This is a genomic window from Kitasatospora sp. NPDC048722 (genome assembly GCF_040650235.1).
In the GTDB taxonomy this organism is placed as follows: domain Bacteria; phylum Actinomycetota; class Actinomycetes; order Streptomycetales; family Streptomycetaceae; genus Kitasatospora.
Map to the genome: position 1 here is coordinate 226,962 of NZ_JBEZGX010000001.1, position 18,392 is coordinate 245,353.

Genomic DNA, 18,392 nt, shown 5'->3' on the forward strand with positions numbered 1-18,392 from the left:
TCCTCCGGCGGCGGACCAACGGGCGGGCAGGGCGCGGGAATTCCTGCCCGTCACGCGTGCGCGCTACGCGTCGGAGACGCTGCCGTCCTCGCTGCTGCCTTCACTCCTGCCCTCACTCCCGTCCTCACTCCCGTCCTCACTCCTGTCCTCGCTCCGGTCGGAGCCCTGGGCGCCGTTCTCCCTTCGGTGGCGCAGCAGCTCGTCGTACTCGGCGTGCACACGGCGGTCCATCGCGAGGGCGAACTGGGCGTCCGCCACCGTCCGGGCCAGCGGGCGGACCCGCAGGATGCGCTCGGTGAGGCGGGCGGCCTCGCCGGGCGGAAGCGGGGAGTCGGCGGACAGCGCGCCGAGGATGTGGTCGGTGACGACGTTGATGAAGATCTCGGCGATCGCGTCGACGTGTGCCTGGGTGCGCCGGCTGGCGTCCAGGACGGCCGACAGCGGTACGCCCTCCGCGACCAGTGCTGTCGTGGCATCCATCAGGCGGCGGCTGATGTGCGTGATGCCGTCGTCGGTGACGGTGATGTAGCCCTGGGCCAGGGATTCGGCCGTGTTCTCCTCGGTGAGCTGGTCGCCGAAGCCGTCCTTGAGCTCGTCCCAGCTCAGGCGCACCGGCGTCTCGTCCGACCAGGGCGCGATGATGGCCGCCTCCAGGCCGATCAGTTCCGCGACGTCCCGCCCGCTCTCGCCGGCGCCGATGAGCTCGGTGATGCCGCCGAGGGTGTGCCCGCGTTCGAGCAGCTCGCCGATCATGCGCAGGCGGGCCAGGTGCTCCTCCCCGTACCAGGCGATCCGGCCCTCTTTGCGCGGCGGTTGGAGCAGTTTGCGCTCGCGGTAGAAGCGCAGCGTGCGGGTGGTGATGCCGGCCGCCTCGGCCAGTTCCTCCACCCGGTACTCGCGTTTTCTGTCGTCCGCAGCAGCTCTGGCCTTGTCCACGGCGATCAGCATAGGACGGTCCGCCGACGTCGCCGCCGGGGTCGCCGCCGGAATCGGGGCGGTCGGCCGTCTTCCCACCGGTGTTGGCAGGGGCTACCCTGCCAACCGTGCCAGTGATTGCTGGCATGGTTATCGGGATTCCGGGCAGAACGTCCGGGAGAGTTCCTCTTGGCGGAGAGCACGCGACCGCCCCCACCCTCAGGAGGACGCCGCATGGCATCCAGCACCAAGCGCCCCCGACCCGGTGTGTCCGCCGGCCCCGAGGCGTCCGAAGCCGCCGAAGGCGCCGGCGCTGCCGAGGTGGCCGAGGCCGTCGCGCTCGTCGAGGCCGTCGAGGCGGAGGTCGTCGAGGTCGTCGAGGTGGAAGCCGTCGAGGTCGTCCCGCACGTCCGGGTGGCGGTCGTCGGCGCCGGCTTCGGCGGCCTCGGTGCCGCCGTCCGGCTGCGCCGGGCCGGGATCACGGACTTCGTCGTCCTGGAGCGCGCCGACTCGGTCGGCGGCACGTGGCGTGACAACAGCTACCCCGGGTGCGCCTGCGACGTCCCCTCGCACCTCTACTCCTTCTCCTTCGCGCCCAACCCCGAGTGGCCGCGCAGCTTCTCCGGCCAGCCCGACATCCGCGCCTACCTGGAGAAGGTCGCCACCGTCTTCCGGCTCCGCCCCCATCTGCGCTTCAACGCCGAGGTGCTGGAGGCGCGTTGGGAGAGCGAGCACACGCGCTGGCGGATCACGACCACGGCCGGTGCGTGGACCGCCGACGCCATCGTCTCGGCCTCCGGCCCGCTCGCGGACCCGCAGATCCCCGACCTGCCCGGCCTGAGCGGATTCACCGGCAAGGTCTTCCACTCCTCCCGCTGGGACCACGACTACGACCTGACCGGCAAGCGGGTCGCGATGGTCGGCACCGGCGCCTCCGCCGCCCAGATCATCCCGTCGATCCAGCCGCAGGTCGGCAAGCTGACGGTCTTCCAGCGCACGCCCGCCTGGGTCCTGCCGCGCCGCGACCGCGAGATCACCCAGCTGGAGAAGTGGCTGCACGGCCGATTCCCGGTGACCGGCAAGGTCCGCAGGGGGACGCTCTTCGCGCTCCGCGAGCTCCAGGTCGACGCCTTCGTCCGCCGGCCCGGCCTGCTGCGCGCCGTCCAGCGGCTCGCCGAACACCACATCGCCCAGGGCGTCGCCGACCCCGCGCTGCGCGCCAAGCTCACGCCGGACTACCGGATCGGCTGCAAGCGCATCCTGCTCAGCAACACGTACTACCCGGCACTCGCCGCCGCCAACACCGAGGTCGTCGCCTCCGGGCTGCGCGAGGTGCGCGGCTCCACGCTGGTCGCGGCCGACGGCAGCGAGCACGAGGTGGACGCCATCGTCTTCGGCACCGGCTTCCACGTCACCGACATGCCCCTCGGCACAAGGGTGTTCGGCGCGAACGGCACCAGCCTGGCCGAGGAGTGGAAGGACGGCATGGAGGCGCTGCGCGGCTCGACCGTGCGCGGCTTCCCTAACCTGTTCTTCGTGATCGGCCCCAACACCGGCCTCGGCAACAGCTCGATGATCCTCATGATCGAGTCGCAGCTGAACTACGTCGTCGACGCACTCACCACACTCGGTTCGATCGGTGCCGCCGCCATGCAGCCGACCGCCCGCGCCCAGCGCCAGTGGAACCTCGAACTCCAGCACCGGATGGACCGCACCGTCTGGTCCACCGGTGGCTGCCGCAGCTGGTACCAGGACCAGAACGGCAAGAACACCGTGCTGTGGCCCGGTTCCACCACCGCGTTCCGCCGCGCCACCCGCAAGGTCGACCTCGGCGAGTACGAGCTCATCATGCGCACGACGCCGGCCCCCGCGTCCAGCTCGGCGCAGGCCATGACCGCCCAGGGAGTATCCGCATGAGTCCGCAGCTTTCCCCCGACTGCGTGCCGCCCGCGCCCGTCGAGGAGTTGGCCGTCCGCTCCGCCGACGGGCTGCGCCTGCACGTCGAGATCCACGGCCAGCCCGGAGCACCGACCATCGTGCTAGCCCACGGCTGGACCTGCTCGACCGCCTTCTGGGCGCCGGTGATCCGCCAACTCTCCGACCGTTACCGGCTCGTGGCCTACGACCAGCGCGGTCACGGGCACAGCGAGATCCCGCCGAGCGCGGCCCGCTACTCCACCCGGGCGCTCGCCGATGACCTGGCGGCCGTGCTCGCCCGGACCGTCCCGGAGGGGGAACGGGCCGTCCTCGCCGGCCACAGCATGGGCGGGATGACCGTCATGGCGGCCGGCGGACGGCCCGAGGTCGCCGAACGCACCGCCGCCGCCGTCCTCGTCTCCACCGGCCCCGGGCGGCTGCTCGACGAACTCGCCGTCCTACCGGAGTCGTTCCGCCCGGCGGGGCTGCGCCGCTTCCTGCACGGCCGGCTGCTCCACTCCCGGATGCCGCTCGGGCCGGTCTCGGCGGTCAGCCGCGCAGCGCTGAAGTTCGCGACGATGGGGCCGGATTCGGCGGCGGGGCGGGTCGAGGCGACGGCCCGGATCGTGCACGCCTGCCCGACCACCGTCCGCGCGCGCTGGGCGGGTGTCCTCGGACGGCTGGACGTCTTCGCCGGACTCGGCCGCCTCGCCGCGCCGACGTCGGTCATCGCCGGCACCGCGGACCGGCTGACACCACCGGTCCACGCTCACCGCATGGTCGCCGAACTGCGCGACCCGCAGGGGCTGTTGCTGCTGCCGGGGGTCGGTCACATGTCGCCGCTGGAACGGCCGGTCGAGGTCGCGGCGGAGATCCACCGGATGGCCGTGGCCCATCTGACTGCGGACAGCGGTCCCGCCGCCGGTTCCATCCCCCGTTCCACCCGTGGTTCCGTCTCCGAATCCGATGATTCCGACTCCGAGAGGAGTGTCGTCGCGTGAATGCCATCCCGCCGTTGTCCGCCCAGGTCGTCGTCGTCACGGGGGCTGCCCGTGGCGTCGGCGCGTCGCTCGCGCGCAAGCTCGCGCGCAGCGGGGCGAAGGTCGCGCTGCTCGGACTGGAGCCGGCCGAACTCAAGGACGTCGCCGCCCAGTGCGGTCCGACGGCGACCACGTGGGAGGTCGACGTCACCGACCTCGACGCTCTCAGTGACGCCGCCCGGCGGATCAAGGAGCACTACGGCCGGATCGACACCGTCGTCGCCAACGCCGGGATCGCCATCGGGGGGCCGCTGGTGGACAGCGACCACCAGGCGTTCAGCCGGGTGATCGAGGTCAACCTGCTGGGCAGCGTGGCCACCGCACGGGCGTTCCTCCCCGCCCTCATCGAGAGCCGCGGTTACCTGCTCCAGATCGCCTCGCTTGCCGCCCTGACGCCGTCGCCGCTGATGAGCGCGTACTGCGCCAGCAAGTCGGGGGTGGAGGCGTTCGCCCACTCGATCCGCGGCGAGGTTGCTTACCAAGGTGTCAAGGTCGGTGTGGGGTACCTGAGTTGGACCGACACGGACATGGTGCGCGGCGCCGACGAGGACGCCGTCCTCAAGCAGATGCGCAGCCGCCTGCCGTGGCCGGCCAGCAAGACCTACCCGCTGGAGCCGGCCGTGGACCGGATCGTGGCCGGCATCGCCCGGCGCTCCGCGCACGTCTACGCCCAGGCCTGGCTGCGCGGCATGCAGCCCGTCCGGTGGCTGCTGCCGAGCCTCATCGCGGTGGTGGGCTCCCGCGACGTGGCCAAGCTGGCCCCGCAGCTGGCCGCGACCGCCGCCTCGCGCCTGCGGGCGGTCGGCGCGGGCGGAGCGGCTGACACGGTGGCGCGCAGCTCTGGCAGCGGTGCGCGGGCGGACGGGTGACGGTCGGCTCGTGACGAGAGGGCTCGGGCGCGGGGAAGCAGCGAGCCGCTGGTAACAGATGACAGCTGACAGATGACAGATTTCGAAATCTGTCATCTGTCAGCTGTTCGCCGTCGGCCATCGGCTCTCACTCCAGTAGCTCCTCCGGCGTGCTCCGGGCGATCCTGGCGAGCGTCGCCAGGGCATGCGTCAGGACCGGGACCGACGGCGACGCGAGGCCGACCCGGACGGCGGACGGGGAGACCCTGGGGTCCACGGCGAAGGCTGCGGCCGGTGTGATCGCAATGCTCTCGCGCGCCGCGGCGGCCACGAACGTTTCCGCCCGCCACGCCGCCGGCAGTTCCCACCACACGTAGTACGAGCACGGGTCCGCGCGCAGCTGTTGTCCTGCCAGCACTTCCCGTGCCAGCAGCTGACGCGCGGTCGCATCCGAGCGCTTCGCCGCCTCGACCGCCGCGACGGCGCCGTCCCCGACCCAGCGGACGACCGCCTCGAGCGCGAACCCGCTGGGCGTCCATCCGCCGGACCGCAGCGCGGCGGCCATCCGGTCGCGGAACGCACCGGGGACGACGGCGAACCCGGTGGTCAGGCCCGGCGCCAGGCGCTTGGAGACGCTGTCCACCAGGATCGTGCGCTCGGGCAGCAGGGCTGCGAGGGGTGTGAGGTCGGGTCTCAGGAAGGACCAGATCGCGTCCTCGATGACGGGCAGGTCGAGACGGCGCAACTCCTCACCGAGGGCTGTCCGGCGCTCGGGCGGGAGGCTGCCGCCGAGCGGGTTCTGCAGACGGGGCTGGAGGTAGACGGCGCTGAGCGGCGCGGTCTGGTGCGCGGCGACGACGGCGCCGGCCCGGACGCCGTGCTCGTCGACGGCCAGCGGTACGAGGGTGATCCCCAGCCGCTGCGCGACGGCCTTGACCACGGGGTACGTCAGTGCTTCGACGCCGAGCCGCCCGCCGGTCGGTACGAGTGCGGAGAGTGCGCCGGCGACCGCCTGTCGGCCGCTACCCGCGAACAGCACGTCCTCGGGCGATGCCTGCCACGTGGGCGAGCCGTGCGGCACGGACGCCAGCTGCGCGAACGCGTGGCGGGCGGCGGCCGTCCCGACGGCACCCACCGGGCGCAGCGCGGCGTCGAGCGCGTCCGCACGGAGCATCGGTGCGAGAGCGGCGCCGAGCAGTGCCTGCTCGGGGACGACGGGGTAGTTGAGCTCCAGGTCGATGGGTGCCCCGGCCGGTTCGGCGAGCGGGATGTGCTGACCGGGCGCCCGCCGGTCGGCGCGGACAAAGGTGCCGCGGCCGACCTCGCCGGTGGTGAGCCCACGGAGGGCCAGTTCCCGGTAGACGCGCCCGGCCGTCGAGGCGGCGATGCCGCGGCGGCGGGCGAAGGCGCGTTGGGTGGGGAGCTGTTCCCCGGGGCGCAGCCGTCCGTCGGTGATGGCGGTGGCGATCTCGTCGGCGATGAGCCGGTAGTCGTCCATCGGCAGGCCTTCCGGTCGGTCGTGGTCGGTGGGAGTGCGCTGATTGCACCGAGTGCAAAGTCATCATTGCATCGAGATCGGGGTGCGGCCTAGCCTCCTCGCATGGACCTGTTCATCTCTGCCGCCGACCCGCATGCCCTGCTCGGAATCGCCGCCGTGGCGCTGGGCATGGTGCTCACCCCGGGGCCCAACATGATCTACCTGGTCTCGCGCTCGATCGCCCAGGGGCGCCGGGCGGGTCTGGTGTCGCTGGTCGGGGTCGCGACCGGATTCCTGGTCTACCTCGGGGCCGTGACGGTCGGCGTCGCCGCGGTGTTCACGGTGGTGCCGGTGCTCTACACGGCGATCAAGCTCACCGGGGCCGGGTACCTGCTGTGGCTCGCGTGGAAGGCCGTCAAGCCGGGTGGTGCGCCCGTTTTCGCACCGCAGCAACTGCCGCACGACTCGCCGCGCAAGCTGTTCGGGATGGGCTTCCTGACCTGTCTGCTCAATCCCAAGATCGCCATCATGTACCTGTCCCTGCTGCCCCAGTTCGTGGACCCGGCGCGCGGCCACGTCGCGGCCCAGAGCCTGGTGCTCGGTCTCGCCCAGATCGTCGTGGCGGTCACCGTCAACGGACTGATAGCGGCGAGCGCGGGCAGCATCGCGTCCTTCCTCAACCGCCGCCCCGCTTGGCTCCGCATCCAGCGCTACGCGATGGGCACGGTCCTCGGCGGACTCGCCCTGCACATTGCGGCGGACCGGGCGAAGGCGGTTGCGGTCTGAGCGGACCGGGGGAGTGGCGGGTGAGGGCCGACGGCTGACAAATGACAGATGACAGATGACAGATTTCGAAGTCTGTCATCTGTCATCTGTTCCCTGCTGTCTCCGTCAACACCCCGTACCCGGCCTGCAGGAACCGCCCGTCCATCGTCGGTCCGGTGTTGGCGAGGGCGGCGACGGCGGTCTCCGTCTGCGGGGAGAAACCGACGAACACGGTGAACCCGCGCGTGGCGCCGGAATGGAAGAACAGGTCCCGGCCACCCGCCCGTCGGTGGTTCCACACCAGGCACACCTCGTCGCCGGACCCCGGCAGCCGCAGTCGGGGGAACTGCACCTCCCGCAGCGCCGCGCCCAACACGCCGTGCCCCTCGCCGCCCGACTCGCCCCGCCGCGCACCGGAATGCGCCCGCAGGAAGCGCAGCAGGTCCGCGCCGCTCGCCCGGACCGCGCCCGCGCCCGGAAGGCCGGGCATCCGCCACGGTGGCAGCGCCCGACCGCGCCGGTGCCCGATGGCGCGGTTCGGGGCGTCCGCCGCGCAGGTCAGCGTCCGCAGGCCCAGGGGTCGGCCGATCCGTTCGGTGAGGAGCTCGGCGTACGGCGCACCACCCGTCTCGGCGAGGAGGCGGCCGAGCAGAGCGACCCCGTAGTTGGAGTACTCGTATCGGCTTCCGGGCCTGCTGCGGACGGTGGTTCGGGCCACTGCCTCCCTCAACTCCTGTTCCCCGAAAGCCCCGTACGGATTGCTGCACCAGGCCCGGACGGCACCCGCCAGTAGGCCGGGCGGCAGGCGACGGAGGCCCGCGGTGTGCGTGGCCAGGTGGAGGAGGCGGACCGGCCCGCCCGAGCGGACGGTCAACGGCCGCCAGGGGTACGGGAGGTGGAGCTCCAGCGGGTCGTTCAGCGTGAGTTCGCCGCGCGCGGCCATCGCCGCGAGCAGCAGCGCGGTGAACGTCTTCGTGACGGAACCGAGTTCGAAGACGGTGTCGGGCGTGCAGTCCGGCGCGCTCAGGGCGCGGCCGAGCCGCCCGTGGCACCGCACTTCCGTCGAACTCCCCTGCGCCATGGCCAGAGTGACGGCCGTCGCCGACGGTCCGGCCGCCTCGACCAGGGCGGGCAGATTCCTGTCCGCCCCGTTCACGTCGCCACCGGCGTGCCGCCGAGCGCCCGGGACAGGGTGATGGTGGCGGCCACCACCCCTACCACTGCGGTGTGTTGGTGGTCCCGGAAGGCGTGTGCCGGGTCCGCGTCGACCGGTTCGGAGTCGCGTGGCAGCAGCCCGTCCGCATGCTGCGCGGTGGCCAGGGCCTCCCAGCCCTGACGTCCGGTGGCCGGCTCGCCGATGCACGCGTCGACGGCGAGCAGTTCGGCGGCGAGGTCCCACTGCCCGATCTCCAGCCAGACGTCGAGCCAGACGGGCAGCCAGTCGCGGACGTAGGCGTGCACCGGTTCCGGCAGGCCGTCCGGGCGGGCGCCCCAGTCGGTGAGGTGGAAGACGGTGTGGGTGATCCGGTAGGCGGTCATCCAGTCGACGGCCCACGGCTCCGGTGTGGCGCCGAGCCACGTGGCGGCGGCGAGTGCCGCCCAGTCCGGCCGGTCGGCGAGCCCGACGATCCGGCGGGCGTTGGCCACGGCCAGCCTCCGGTTGGGTTCGGCCTCGACGGCGTGGACCGCGCGCAACCGGCCGAGCGAGTCCAGGAGTTCCTCCATCGCGGCGTGCCGGTAGTCGGCGCGGGCGAAGTGGGCGTACGTCTCCAGCGGGTCGGTCGTCGTGAGGTGGCGCAGCTGCCGTTCGTACAGGAGGTCGCCCGCGCGCACCTGGTCCCAGGCGAAGTCGAGGAGGCCGCGTGCGGTGCGGGTGTCGCCGGGGCCGGCCACGCCGTCGCGCAGGACGAGGGAGGCGGCGAGGGCGAGTTCGCCGAGCGGTTTGTAGGCGTCGTTGGGGTCGGCGAGGTCGACGACCGTGTTGTCGGGGAGCCGGCCGAACCCGTTCCGGCGGCCGGCGTCCAGCCAGTCCAGCGCGCGCGAGCCGACGTGCTGCGCGGTGGAGAGCACGCGCGTATCGGCCGTCATCGCGGCGTCCTCGCCCGGCCCGGTTCCGGTGGGCCGTTCAACAGCCGATCAGCGATGGCGAGTTCGAGCAGCGTGCGGGCGCTTCCGTCGCCGGTCAGGCGGATCCGTTCCAGCACGGGCCAGACCTCCAGGCGCAGCGGACGGCCGTCGGCCCGCGCCCAGGCGAGCCAGCGGGCGAGGCGGGCGGCGGTCCGAAGGTCCCGGCGGAGCATCGAGCGTGCGGTGCCGCGCGCGAGGTCGAGGGTGTGGGCGCGGGCGAGTTCGTGCACGGGGCCGTCGAGACCGGGCAGGGCGAGCACGGACAGCTGCGCCATGCGGACGGACCAGGCCTGCCAGTCGTGCGGGCCCGGAGGCGAGCCCGGCCGGGGGCCCGGCCGCGGTACGGCGGCGGGAGGCGGGGCGGCCTGGCCGCCGTACGGCGTGTGCGCGAGCAGTGCGGAGGCCGCCCAGTCCTGCCAGGCGATCACGAGGTTCGCATCGTCGGCGGGCGGGGGTGGGCCGGTCGGCGAGCCGTCCCACGAGTCGGCGGCGGGCGGCGGGAAGACCCGTCGGGCCTCGGCCAGCAGCCGTGCTGCGGAGCCGTCCAGCGGCACGCGGGTCGACTCCCTGAACGGATTCAACGGATTCAACGGATTCAACGGAGAGGAGGAGTTGAAGAGTTGAGGAGCGAACAGGTCCGGGCCGAGTACGCGCGCGGCCGCGAGTACGGGCCCGGGAACGGAGCCGTCCGGGTCGGTCGGCAAGGAGGCCAGCAGTTCGTCCGGCTCCGTGAGCGAGGCCGTTCCCCCGGCGCCCTGGAGGGCGTCGAGGGTCCGGCGGGCCATCCGCTCGACGGCCGCGGCGTACTCGTCGCGCAGTGGTGTCCCGGCGAATGGCATGGTGCGCTGGTCCTCCTTCCGGAGCCCGGGAGGGTTCACGAGGGAACCTCGACGGCTCACGAGACGTCACGGGAGTCACGGAAAGTTGCAGGTGTCGTGGCCGTGGGCCCACCGGCTGCCGACTGCCGGTCTACCGGCTCGGCCGCTCCTCGGGCCGCTTCGGGCTCGGCTCCTTGGGCGACAGCAGGAGCAGCAGCACGCCTGCGGCGTCGGGGCGGTACGTGGGCGCGTCGGTCACGACGGCCTCGTCCTCCACCATCAGGCTCGCGAGTGTTGCGGCCTCGGCCGGCGTCGCGCTGGGTGACACCGGGGCCGTTTCGGTACGGAACTGAGTAAGCATCAGGCATGCCTCCTCATACGGATGTCATCACCCGGTCGGGCGATGCCCCGGTCCGACCTTACGAGCCGGGCCGGGGCCGTGCATCCGCAGTCCGCTGAGCAGGGATGTTGCCCTGGGTGTGGGCCCGGTCGCGGCGAGTCGGTACGGTCGGGGCATGACCACAGCCTTGATCACCGGCGCGACCGCCGGCATCGGAGCCGCTTTCGCCCGCCGGCTCGCCCGCGGCGGCTACCGGCTCGTCCTGGTGGCCCGTGACACCGAGCGCCTGGAGCGCACCGCCGCCGACCTGCAGGGGAAGTACGGCGTCGAGACGGAGGTGCTGACCGCCGACCTCGCGACCGACGAGGGCATCGGCGCTGTCGAGGCGCGGCTGGCCGACGGCGCCCGCCCGGTGGACCTGCTCGTCAACAACGCGGGCTTCGGCAACCGCGGCGCCTTCCTGACCGTCCCGCTCCAGGACGAGCTGGACATGCTGAAGGTGCACGTCGAGGCGGTCCTCCGGCTGACGACGGCGGCGCTGCCCGGGATGCGCGACCGCGGCCGGGGCGCGATCATCAACGTCGCCTCCGTGGCGGCGTTCCTGCCGCGCGGCACGTACGGGGCGAGCAAGGCGTGGGTGGTGAGCTTCACCCAGGGGGTGCTGCGCGACCTCGGCGGCAGCGGGGTGCGGATGATGGCGCTGTGCCCGGGGTTCACGCGGACCGAGTTCCACGAGCGGGCCGGCATGGGCACCGGCAACATCCCGTCCTGGTCCTGGCTCTCGGCCGAGCGGGTCGTGGAGGAGGCGCTGCGGGACCTCGGGCGCGGCCGGTCGGTGTCGGTGCCGGGCAAGAGGTACAAGGCCGCGGTGGCGCTGGCCCGAGTGCTGCCGTCCGGGAAGCTGGGCGGGCTCTCCAACAAGGCGGCGCGCACCTACCGGACGGACTGACCGCGCGGGACGGGTGGACGGGCGGGCCCCGTCCACCCGCGGCACACGGCGCGACCGGGCAGGGGTCCCGCGCGCCGCGGGAATAGGGCAACTCTCACTATTAGCTAGTCTAACTATGAGCTACTCTCGCTATACTGGCGGCCGCCCGACCGCCCGACCCCCGGAGGTCCGCCCTTGAGGCCCGACAGAATCGACTGGACCCCGTCCCCGCGCGACGAGGGCGAACCCCGCCCGCCCGCGCAGTGGCGGCGCATCCTCGCCCTCTTCCGCCCCTACGCGGGCCGCCTCGCCACCGTCGGACTGCTCGTCGGCGCCTCCGCAGTCGTCTCGGTCGTCTCGCCGTTCCTGCTGCGCGCCGTCCTGGACACCGCGATCCCGCGGGGCCGCACCGGCCTGCTGAGCGTGCTCGTGCTCGGCATGATCGCCGCCGCCGTCGTGAACAGCGTGTTCAACGTCCTCCAGACGCTCATCTCCACCACCGTCGGCCAGCGCGTCATGCACGACCTGCGCACCGCCGTCTACGGTCACCTCCAGCGCCAGTCCCTCGCGTTCTTCACCCGCACCCGCACCGGCGAGGTGCAGTCCCGGATCGCGAACGACATCGGCGGCATGCAGTCCACGGTGACCTCCACCGCCACCAGCCTGGTCTCCAACTTCACCGCCGTCGTCGCCTCCGTCGTCGCGATGGTCGCGCTCGACTGGCGGCTGACGGTCGTCTCGCTGCTCCTGCTCCCGTTGTTCGTCTGGATCAGCCGCCGGGTCGGCAACGAGCGCAAGAAGATCACCACCGAGCGCCAGAAGCAGCTGGCCGCGATGAGCTCGGCGGTCCAGGAGTCGCTGTCGGTGAGCGGCATCCTGCTCGGGCGCACGATGGGCCGCTCCGGCTCCCTCGCCCGGGAGTTCACCGAGCAGTCCGACCGCCTCGCCGACCTGGAGGTGCGGGCCAGCATGGCCGGGCGCTGGCGGATGAACACCATCCAGATCGTGATGGCCGCGATGCCCGCCGTCATCTACTGGGCGGCCGGCCTGACCGCCGCAGGCGGCGCGCCGATCGTCTCGGTCGGCACCCTGGTCGCCTTCACCACGCTCCAGCAGGGCCTGTTCCGCCCGACCGTCGGCCTGCTCTCCACCGGCGTCGACGTCCAGACCTCGCTCGCGCTGTTCCAGCGCATATTCGAGTACCTCGACCTCCCGGTCGAGATCGCCGAACGGCCGCGGCCCGTGACCCTCGACCGGATCCGCGGCGAGGTGCGCTTCGAGGGCGTCGACTTCCGCTACGACGGCGGGCAGGAACGCCCCACGCTCGCCGGGGTCGACCTGACCGTCCCGGCCGGGAGCTCGCTCGCCGTGGTCGGCGAGACCGGCTCCGGCAAGACCACCCTCAGCTACCTCGTCCCCCGGCTCTACGACGTCACCGCAGGGCGCGTCACCATCGACGGCGAGGACGTGCGCGACCTCTCCTTCGACACCCTCTCCCGCGCCGTCGGCGTCGTCTCCCAGGAGACCTACCTCTTCCACGCCTCCGTCGCCGAGAACCTGCGCTTCGCCAAACCGGACGCCACCGACGCCGAACTCGTCGAGGCCGCCCGCGCCGCCCAGGTCCACGAGACCATCGCCGGCCTGCCCGAGGGCTACGACACCCTCGTCGGGGAACGCGGCTACCGCTTCTCCGGCGGCGAGAAGCAGCGCCTCGCCCTCGCCCGCACGATCCTGCGCAACCCGCCCGTCCTGATCCTCGACGAAGCCACCAGCGCGCTCGACAACCGCACCGAGCGCGCCGTCCAGGAGGCCGTCGACACCCTCGCCGCGGGGCGCACCACGATCACCATCGCCCACCGGCTCTCCACCGTGCGCGGCGCCGACCAGATCGCCGTCCTCGACCACGGAGCGGTCGTCGAACTGGGCACCCACGACGAACTGGTGGCGCTGGACGGCCGGTACGCGGCCCTGCTGCGCCGCGAGGCACCCCAGGCGCCCGGCGCCCCGGAGCCGGCGGTCCTGGGGCGCTTCTGACGGGCCGGTCCGGGGCCGGGGGACCCAGCGGTCGCCGCTACGCCGCCTTCGGCGCCTCGTTGTAGCCCTCCGCGACCTCCTGGCCGGACAGCCGCTGGATCGCCGCCATCACCTCGTCGGTGACCTGGCGGCGGGCCCTGGCCGAGCGCGCCTGCCCGTGCAGCTCGTCGAAGTGCAGCGGCTCGCCGAAGCGGACGGTCACCTTCTTGAGGCGCGGCACCCGCTTGCCCACCGGCAGGATCTGCTCCGGCCCCTCCAGCGCCACCGGCACGACCGGCACGCCCGCCGTCAGTGCGAGCCACGCGACGCCCGTCTTGCCGCGGTAGAGGCGGCCGTCGAGCGAGCGGGTGCCCTCGGGGTAGATGCCGAAGGCCTTGCCGTCCTCCAGGATCTCCAGCGCCGACTCCAGGGAGGCCTGGGCGGAGCGGTAGGTGCCCCGCTCGACCGGCACGGCGCCGATCGCCTCGAAGAAGCCCTTGGAGAGGCGGCCCTTGAACCCCGGGGCGGTGAAGTACTCGGCCTTGGCGAGGAAGTGGACCCGGCGCGGGGCGGTCAGCGGGATCACCACGCTGTCGATGAACGACAGGTGGTTGCTGGCCAGGATGACCCCGCCCTTGCGCGGCACGTTCTCGACACCTTCGATGACCGGCCGCCAGATGCCGCGCGAGACGGGTTTCAGCACCAGCCTGGTGACGAGATCGAGCATGGTCCCTCCCTGGACGAACGAGCGCCCGGGAGGAGCCCGGGCCGGTATCGGTTCCGCAGACTACGCCACCGGCCCCGCCGCCCGTCCACTCCCGCAGGGCGTGGCCCGCGCCACGGGCGGTGCGCCGGGGCCGGGTAGGGTACGCCCGTCCGAACACCGCACAACCCGTAGTTCCCAGGAGGGCAACCATGCAGAGCACCGAGGAGATCAAGGCGCTCTTCGACCGTTTCGACAAGAACGGCGACGGCAAGATCACTCCGGCCGAGTACGCGCTGGTCGCGAACGAGATGGGCGACCACGACGTGACGCTGTCGATGGCCGAGGCGCTCATCCACGCCATGGACACCCACCACCAGGGCTACCTGACCTTCGACGAGTTCCTGGCCGCCCGCCGGGGCTGAGCCCGCCGTGACGGGGCCGGTCGCCGTACCGGCGGCACCGGTCCCGATCGTCTGGCGACTGACAGCTGACAGATAACAGATTTCGAAATCTGTTATCTGTCAGCTGTCAGTCGTTTCGTCGTCAGCCCGAGACCGGGAACACCCGGCGCACCACCCGCTCCGCCGCCCCGCCGTCGTCCCACGGGCAGAACTTCGCCCGGAACCGCGCCCGCGCCGCCGGATCCGCGTCGCCGGCGAGCAGCGCCGCCGCCAGCCCCTCCGCCTCCACCGTGACCGCGCCCGGCGGCTCCGCGAACAGGTCGAAGTACACCCCGCGCACCCGCCGGTACTCGTCCCAGTCCGGCGCGAACACGACGATCGGCCGGTCCAGCACGGCGTAGTCGAACATCATCGACGAGTAGTCCGTCACCAGCACGTCCGCCGCGAGGTAGAGGTCCTCGACGGACGGGTGCGCCGAGACGTCCACGATCTCCGCCGCGTCCTCGCCCGTGACCAGGTCCCCCGGGCCGGTGGTGTGGAAGTAGTGCGTGCGCACGAGCAGCGTGTACGAGGGGCCGAGCCGCCGGGCCAGGTCCTTCACGTCCAGCAGCGGTACGTAGCCGCCCTGGCCCTCGCGGTGCGTCGGCGCGTAGAGCACCGCCGTGCGGCCCGGACGCAGGCCGATCCTCTCGCGCATCGCGCGCACCTCGTCCGGGGTGGCGTTGGCCAGGCGGTCGTTGCGCGGGTAGCCGGTGTCGAGCATCTCGTAGCGGCCGGGGAAGGCGCGGGCGAAGTGCTCGCTGGTGTGGGGGTTGGAGGAGACCAGGAAGTCCCAGCGGTCGACGGCCTCCTGGAGCCGGTCGAAGTCCATGCCGTCGGCGGCCTCGGGACGGTCTCGCAGGTCCATGCCCATCGCCTTCAGCGGGGTGCCGTGCTGGGTCTGGACGTGCACCGTGCCCGGCCGCTTGGCCATCGTGTGCGGGAAGTTGACGTTGTTGACGAAGTACCGGGCGGTCGCCATCACCTTCAGGTAGGCGGGGGTGTTGACGATCACGTACGGCACCCCGGCCGGCATGGCCGCGGCCTGCGTGCGGTTCTCCACGACCCACACGCCCCGGATCTCCGGGACGAGCTCCTTCGCCTTCTCGTAGATCGCGGCCGGGCTGCACGCGTAACCCCGGTGCCAGTACGCCGCGTAGACCGCGAGGTTGTCGTCCAGCGGCAGCCGGCGGAACGCGTTGTACGCGGTGAACCGGGCTCCGCTGCGCACCCCCTTGCGCACCGCAGGCGCCACCGCCCGCGCACCGCGCCTGAGTTCGCGCGGCAGCCGCCCGGTGCGGCGCAGTTCCGCGTACGCGATCCGCGCGCCGCGCGCCGCCAGCCGGTACTGCACGCCGCGCGCGCCGCCGGGGAACTGGTAGCCGTCCGGCCGGTGGTGGGCGAAGTGCCGGGAGATGCTGTGGAAGAAGTCCTTGCGCCGCTCGACCGGCACGAGCCCCGGGGTGTCGTAGACGTTGAGCGCCTGGCGGACGGTCCGGTCGAAGACCAGCGTGCGCAGCGACGCCGGGACGGGCCGGCCCGGGCGGTCCGGGCGGTCCAGGAAGGCGAAGATCGCGTCGTACTGGGCGAACACGTCGGCGTGCTTGGGGGAGGCGGTCGCGGTGATCGCGCCGTCCCGGTTGCGGCGGTAGACGTAGCAGGGACGGTCCACGTAGCGCAGCCGCTCGGCGGCGAGCAGCGCCGGGTAGGTGACCGAGATGTCCTCGTAGTAGCCGCGCCCGAACGCGACGCCGAGGCCTTCCAGGTACGCGCGGCGGAAGACCTTGTTCCACACCGACATCACCGTCTGGAACAGCGCCGGGTGCTCGGCGAGCGTGCAGCCCTCCACGAGAGGGGACCCGAGCAGGACGTGGCGCCACGGGTTGGGCTCGGTCGCGCCGTCCGGGTAGACGTGGGTGAAGTCGGTGATCAGCACGTCGGCGGGGACGGCCTGGCGGCCCTCGTGGCGCAGCTCGTCCAGGACCACGCTGACGGTCCGCTCCGGCAGCCAGTCGTCGCTGTCGACGAACCAGACGTACGCGCCGCGCACGAGCGGCAGGGCGGCCGCGCGGGCGCCGCCGAGGCCCTGGTTCTCGGTGAGGTGCAGGACCCGCAGCCGCGGATCGCGGGCGGCGTACTCGTCCAGGATCGCGCCGCAGCCGTCGGGGGAGAGGTCGTCGACCGCGATCACCTCGAAGCGCGACTCGGCGGCGGGGGTGTCGCCGAGGATCGAGTCGAGGCAGCGCGGCAGGAACCGCTCCACGCCGTGGACCGGGAGCACGATGCTGAGGAGGAGTGACACGCTGGCCGAGTCTACCGACCGCCCGGACGTGACCTCTGAGCTGGGCATCAGCCGGGGGCGAGGGGTGATCCCGGGCTCGCGGCGGACGTGGGTGCCCGGGTGACTGGTCCTGAACCCGGAGCCGCCGGTGCCGGGCCCTGGTGGGGGGCGGCACCGGCAGCCTGGTGGCGGCCCGGCCGACCCTCTACGGCCGACCGCCGGTCCGGGCACCCGTCCGAGCCTGGCCGCCGCAGCGTCGAGGCGGCCGGGCAGTGGCTCGGGGGAGCCGGAGTCCTTCATCATTCGAACACGCAGTTGGGCAACGTGCGAGCCCTGCGCGTAGAAGGAGATATTGCTTGGAGGTTACGCCGGAGTCAATCCCTCGAATGTGTTCACTTCATGAATGATCCAATTCGGTGATCGCTCCGGTGGGGTGATACCCATGGTGCCGGTGGTCCGTCCTCGGGGGCGGCCCCTGCCCCTGCCCTGTCCTTGTCCTCTCCCCGCCCTGCCCCTGTCCTGTGCTTCGCCGGCCGCGTACCGACCCTCCGCCCTCCCCGCGCGACCCCTATATACCGGCCGCGCGACCGGGCACTCCCGATGATCCCGTGCGCCGGGCGCGTGCCTCGTGATCGGGCGCCGGGTCCGTACCTCCGAAAACCGCTGACGGAGGGCCGGTCGTGCACCCATCATTGATGCCTAGTCGTGACCGGTCCGGGTGGCCCCTGGTGCATCGTCAGTTGACGCCGCACGATACGGTGGCACAACACCAAGGACGGTTGCGCGAAGGCCGTCCGTCACGGATAGTCTTCGCCTCACGGCCCTGGCGCCTCGTAGGGGTGGGAAAACTGATGGAACACATGCAAGTGCGGACTCGGCCCCGTGTGCCGGCGATCCAGTGTGGTGTCGGCGCGACCGGCCGCCGGATCGAACGACACCTGGCCGTGCTCGGCGCGCCCGCCGTCCCGGCGGTGGACACCGCCGAGGCGCTCGGGCTGATAAGGGAGCTGACGCCGCGCGGCGCCGGCGCCCCGGCGTCGCCGCGCCGCCACGTACGGGTGTCGCTGCTGGCGCCCCTGCGCCGGCTGCGGCGGAGCCTGTTCGGCGGTCGCGGCTAGGACCCGAGGCCTCACGGCCTCCGGCCCGACCCGCACCCCGGCACCCGGCCCGGCGGACCACGAGGACCGTCGGGTCTTCGTCGTACCCGGACGGGTCCGGGCCGACGGTGGAGTGTCGGTGGGCCGAAGGTTCCTTGACCGATTGGTGCTGGTTCCAGCGGCGCTTGCGCGAACCGGCCGACGGCTTCCGGCAGGATGGCGCCCATGGCGGACAACATCCACTCCCACCCCACCAGCCTCTTCCAGACCACCACCTTCGAGATCACCACCGGCAGCCGCGAGGTCGCGCTCGACATCACCGACCGCTGCGCCGCGTTCCTCACCGAGCGGGCCGCCGGCCGAGACGGCCTGCTCAACGTCTTCGTCCCGCACGCCACCGCCGGCATCGCCGTCCTCGAGACCGGTTCCGGCAGCGACGACGACCTCCTTGCCACCCTGCGCGACCTGCTCCCCGCCGACGACCGCTGGCGCCACCGCCACGGCAGCGCGGGTCACGGGCGCGACCACGTCGTGCCCGGACTGGTCGCCCCGCACGCGACCCTGCCGGTGATCGGCGGTCAACTCGCCCTCGGAGTCTGGCAGTCCGTCGTCCTGGTCGACACGAACGGGGACAACCCGCGCCGGACCGTGCGGCTGTCCTTCCTGGGCGGCTGAGCGGA

Annotated in this window: 17 protein-coding genes; 9 read left to right on the forward strand and 8 right to left on the reverse strand. The window is 72.6% G+C overall.

Translation table 11 applies throughout. The features are described from left to right. Nucleotides 1-63: 63 nt before the first annotated feature. Complete coding sequence (locus tag AB0C76_RS00970) at nucleotides 64-936, reverse strand: MerR family transcriptional regulator (RefSeq protein ID WP_359957583.1); 873 nt, start codon at nucleotides 934-936, stop codon at nucleotides 64-66. 213 nt (nucleotides 937-1,149) lie between these two features. Here AB0C76_RS00970 and AB0C76_RS00975 point away from each other — a divergent pair, with 213 nt between their 5' ends. Genes AB0C76_RS00975 through AB0C76_RS00985 form a run of 3 tightly spaced genes read left to right on the forward strand, consistent with a single transcriptional unit; the run spans nucleotide 1,150 to nucleotide 4,741 of the window. Then, entirely contained in the window at nucleotides 1,150-2,832 is a 1,683-nt protein-coding gene (locus AB0C76_RS00975) for an NAD(P)/FAD-dependent oxidoreductase (protein ID WP_359957586.1), read from the forward strand. Next, on the forward strand, nucleotides 2,829-3,833 hold the full coding sequence (locus AB0C76_RS00980; protein WP_359957588.1) for an alpha/beta hydrolase: 1,005 nt from the start codon (nucleotides 2,829-2,831) through the stop codon (nucleotides 3,831-3,833). Before AB0C76_RS00975 ends, AB0C76_RS00980 begins: the two co-directional genes overlap by 4 nt. Continuing rightward, nucleotides 3,830-4,741, forward strand: coding sequence for an SDR family oxidoreductase (locus tag AB0C76_RS00985; protein WP_359957591.1), 912 nt, complete (start codon nucleotides 3,830-3,832; stop codon nucleotides 4,739-4,741). Before AB0C76_RS00980 ends, AB0C76_RS00985 begins: the two co-directional genes overlap by 4 nt. Nucleotides 4,742-4,868: 127 nt before the next feature. Here AB0C76_RS00985 and AB0C76_RS00990 read toward each other — a convergent pair whose 3' ends face one another. Continuing rightward, nucleotides 4,869-6,218, reverse strand: a complete 1,350-nt coding sequence (locus AB0C76_RS00990; protein WP_359957593.1) for a PLP-dependent aminotransferase family protein — start codon at nucleotides 6,216-6,218, stop codon at nucleotides 4,869-4,871. A gap of 102 nt (nucleotides 6,219-6,320) precedes the next feature. Here AB0C76_RS00990 and AB0C76_RS00995 point away from each other — a divergent pair, with 102 nt between their 5' ends. Further along, nucleotides 6,321-6,983 (forward strand): LysE family translocator, encoded by a 663-nt coding sequence (locus AB0C76_RS00995; protein ID WP_359957596.1) that lies wholly within the window; start codon nucleotides 6,321-6,323, stop codon nucleotides 6,981-6,983. A gap of 82 nt (nucleotides 6,984-7,065) precedes the next feature. Here AB0C76_RS00995 and AB0C76_RS01000 read toward each other — a convergent pair whose 3' ends face one another. The 4 genes from AB0C76_RS01000 to AB0C76_RS01015 all read right to left on the reverse strand — a co-directional run bounded on the left by AB0C76_RS01000 (nucleotide 7,066) and on the right by AB0C76_RS01015 (nucleotide 10,268). Further along, a complete protein-coding gene (locus tag AB0C76_RS01000) occupies nucleotides 7,066-8,118 on the reverse strand; it encodes a serine hydrolase domain-containing protein (RefSeq protein WP_359957598.1) in 1,053 nt (350 codons plus the stop codon). After that, the gene (locus AB0C76_RS01005) at nucleotides 8,115-9,050 is read right to left on the reverse strand and encodes a hypothetical protein (protein ID WP_359957601.1); all 936 of its coding nucleotides are present in this window, start codon (nucleotides 9,048-9,050) and stop codon (nucleotides 8,115-8,117) included. Before AB0C76_RS01005 ends, AB0C76_RS01000 begins: the two co-directional genes overlap by 4 nt. Next, nucleotides 9,047-9,928: a hypothetical protein gene (locus tag AB0C76_RS01010; RefSeq protein ID WP_359957603.1), complete on the reverse strand. Its 882-nt coding sequence runs from the start codon at nucleotides 9,926-9,928 to the stop codon at nucleotides 9,047-9,049. Before AB0C76_RS01010 ends, AB0C76_RS01005 begins: the two co-directional genes overlap by 4 nt. 130 nt (nucleotides 9,929-10,058) lie before the next feature. Further along, nucleotides 10,059-10,268: a hypothetical protein gene (locus AB0C76_RS01015; RefSeq protein WP_359957606.1), complete on the reverse strand. Its 210-nt coding sequence runs from the start codon at nucleotides 10,266-10,268 to the stop codon at nucleotides 10,059-10,061. Nucleotides 10,269-10,422: 154 nt separating this feature from the next. Between AB0C76_RS01015 and AB0C76_RS01020 the strand changes: the two genes are divergently transcribed. Next, complete coding sequence (locus AB0C76_RS01020) at nucleotides 10,423-11,196, forward strand: SDR family oxidoreductase (protein WP_359957608.1); 774 nt, start codon at nucleotides 10,423-10,425, stop codon at nucleotides 11,194-11,196. A gap of 174 nt (nucleotides 11,197-11,370) precedes the next feature. Beyond that, complete coding sequence (locus AB0C76_RS01025) at nucleotides 11,371-13,209, forward strand: ABC transporter ATP-binding protein (protein WP_359957610.1); 1,839 nt, start codon at nucleotides 11,371-11,373, stop codon at nucleotides 13,207-13,209. 37 nt (nucleotides 13,210-13,246) lie between these two features. On the opposite strand, the gene AB0C76_RS01030 is transcribed toward AB0C76_RS01025, so the two are convergent. Next, nucleotides 13,247-13,915 (reverse strand): lysophospholipid acyltransferase family protein, encoded by a 669-nt coding sequence (locus AB0C76_RS01030; protein ID WP_359957613.1) that lies wholly within the window; start codon nucleotides 13,913-13,915, stop codon nucleotides 13,247-13,249. Between the two features lie 188 nt (nucleotides 13,916-14,103). Here AB0C76_RS01030 and AB0C76_RS01035 point away from each other — a divergent pair, with 188 nt between their 5' ends. Continuing rightward, nucleotides 14,104-14,316, forward strand: coding sequence for an EF-hand domain-containing protein (locus tag AB0C76_RS01035; protein ID WP_359957616.1), 213 nt, complete (start codon nucleotides 14,104-14,106; stop codon nucleotides 14,314-14,316). A 121-nt stretch (nucleotides 14,317-14,437) separates the two neighbouring features. Here AB0C76_RS01035 and AB0C76_RS01040 read toward each other — a convergent pair whose 3' ends face one another. Continuing rightward, nucleotides 14,438-16,636, reverse strand: a complete 2,199-nt coding sequence (locus tag AB0C76_RS01040; RefSeq protein WP_359957619.1) for a bifunctional glycosyltransferase family 2 protein/CDP-glycerol:glycerophosphate glycerophosphotransferase — start codon at nucleotides 16,634-16,636, stop codon at nucleotides 14,438-14,440. A gap of 830 nt (nucleotides 16,637-17,466) precedes the next feature. On the opposite strand from AB0C76_RS01040, the gene AB0C76_RS01045 reads away from it, so the two are divergent. Then, a complete protein-coding gene (locus AB0C76_RS01045; protein ID WP_359957622.1) occupies nucleotides 17,467-17,733 on the forward strand; it encodes a hypothetical protein in 267 nt (88 codons plus the stop codon). Nucleotides 17,734-17,937: 204 nt separating this feature from the next. Further along, nucleotides 17,938-18,387: a YjbQ family protein gene (locus AB0C76_RS01050; protein ID WP_359957625.1), complete on the forward strand. Its 450-nt coding sequence runs from the start codon at nucleotides 17,938-17,940 to the stop codon at nucleotides 18,385-18,387. Nucleotides 18,388-18,392: the final 5 nt, after the last annotated feature.